This window comes from Mesorhizobium sp. M2A.F.Ca.ET.042.01.1.1 (assembly GCF_003997405.1).
Taxonomy (GTDB): domain Bacteria; phylum Pseudomonadota; class Alphaproteobacteria; order Rhizobiales; family Rhizobiaceae; genus Mesorhizobium.
In genome coordinates this window covers 1-2227 of record NZ_RZRX01000485.1, presented here as the reverse complement: position 1 = coordinate 2227, position 2227 = coordinate 1, and the positions used below count along the sequence as shown (strand labels likewise).

The 2227-nt window shown below is 64.3% G+C and carries 2 protein-coding genes; both read right to left on the bottom strand.

The window, feature by feature from the left end; translation table 11 throughout:
* Window positions 1–540, bottom strand: a 540-nt coding sequence (locus tag EOA23_RS34020) for an ABC transporter permease (protein ID WP_145966585.1), incomplete at its 3' end; no start/stop codon positions are given.
* Window positions 541–610: 70 nt separating this feature from the next.
* The coding region (locus EOA23_RS34015; protein WP_145966584.1) for an ABC transporter substrate-binding protein at window positions 611–2227 on the bottom strand (1617 nt) is incomplete at its 5' end.

Genomic DNA, 2227 nt, shown 5'->3' with positions numbered 1-2227 from the left:
GTAGTAGATCTGGGTGAAGAAGCCAGCGCCTTTCGGCCATGCGGCGGCGATCGGCAGCCAGCGCAGCCACACCCCGAAGATCAGGATCAGGATGATGCCGGTCACGAATTCCGGCAGCACCGTCACCGACAGGCCGCCGAGGCTGATGATGCGGTCGAGCGGCCGGTTGAGGTTGAGCGCGGCAATGACGCCGCCCAGAATGCCGATCGGCACCACCAGCACGAAGGCGATCAATGCCAGCTTCAGCGAATTGCCCAGAGCATCGATGACGAAGGGGGCGACCGGCGCGCGGAAAATGTAGGACGTGCCCATGTCGCCATGCAGGAAATTCCAGATCCATGTGCCGTACTGGACGAGCAGCGGGCGGTCGATGCCGAGCGAGTGGTTGAGCGCATCGACGGCGCGCTGGTCGGCGAACGGCCCCAATATGGCGCGCCCGACATTGCCCGGCAGCACCTGGCCGCCAAGGAAGACCATGACGCTGAGCAAAAACAGCGTGACGAGCGACAGGGCCAGGCGCCGGACGAGGAAGACGAGGATGGCGAATACTCCTATTGGAGCCGGCTCTCCGTGGAGAGCCGGCTGTCAGGGATATGCTTGTTCGCTCTCGTCAGGCCTTCGACGCCTTGTCGAGGAACAACTGCGACATGGCGGTGGGCTGCACGCCCGTCACGCCTTTCGCCGTCGCCGTCAGGTAATCGTAGAAATAGCCCAAGACCACCGGCGTTTCCTCGAGCAGCAGCTTCTGGATCTTGCCGGCGGTGGCCTTCTGCGCCTCGAGGTCGAGGGCCGCGATATAGCTCGCCGCCATCTGGTCGTAGTCCTTGTTCTTGAAGTGGGCGGCATTCCAGGTGCCGTCGCTCTTCAAGGGGGCCGCCAGATAGACGTTGGGCACGCCGCGGTGGCCGTAGTCGGTGATGCCCATCGCCGAATCCAGCCAGTTCGACTTGCCGAACACGGCATCGCCGTAATAGGCGCCCTGGTCGAGGATGTTGAGCTCGAGCTCGATGCCGATTTCCTTCACCCAGTTCTGGATGAGCTGGGCGTATTCCGGAATTTCCAGATAGCGCTCGGTGGTGAGCGTCATCTTGAAGCCCTGGGCGAGGCCGGCCGCTTCCATCAGCTGCTTGGCCTGGGCGATGTCCTGCTTGCGCTGCGGCACGCTGGTGTCTGTCGAGGGGTAGACGGCGGCGAACGGGCTGTCGTTGCCCAGTGCTGCGCGTCCCTTCATCAGGCCGGCGGCGAGTTTCTCGCGGTCGAGGCAGAGCGCGATGGCGCGGCGCACGCGCGCGTCCTTCGTCGGGCCCTCGTCGCAGTGCATATGCAGCTGCTGATGAGCGGATGACTTCAGGCTGATGATCTCGAAATTCGGATCGTTGAGGAGCGCAACGCCGGCCAGCACAGGCATCTGGTTGATGATGTCGATCTGGCCGCCCTGCAGCGCCAGGATTTGCGGCTGGATGTCGGTGAAGAAGGTGAACTCGGTGCGGTCCGGCAAGGCCTTGTCGCCCCAGTAGTCGTCGTTGCGCACGAAGGAGGCGCCGACCTTGGGCGTGTATTTTTCCAGCTTGAACGGACCGGTGCCGTCGAAGCTCTTCTCGTAGTCGCCCTTGTAGCTCGCCGGGATGATGACGGCGTTGTAGTTGTCGGACGACACCATATAGGGGAAGTTGCCGTTCGGCGCATCGAGATGGAATTCGACCGTGTAGTCGTCGACCTTCTTGGTGTTGCCCTTCTGCAGGATGCCGCTGAACACCGACAGCGCATTGGACGAATTGGCCGGATCGGCGAGCCGGTCGATGCTGGCCACCACGTCTTCGGCCTTCATCTCGCCGCCCGAGTGGAACTTGACGCCCTTGCGCAGCGTGAAGGTCCATACCGTGCCGTCGGCGTTCGGCTTCCAGCTTTCCGCCAGCGCCGGCTTCAGAACCAGGTCCGGGCCGTCGACGCAAAGAAATTCTGCCACTTGCTGCATGACGAGAAGGCCGCCGGCATCGGCGATGGTGACGGGATCGATCGCCGCCGCCGGCACGCTGCTGCCGACGCGGATTGTGCCGCCGGCCGCACCTGCGGCGCGAGCGAGCGAGGGTGCTGCGCCGAAGCCGGCGGCCATGCCGATGCGGCCGAGCAGCGGCAGCGACAGGCCGAGCAGGCTGCCGTGGCGGACGAATTCGCGGCGGCTGAGGCGGCCGTCGACAAGGCCGTCGATCAGATGGTTTTCGAGGGG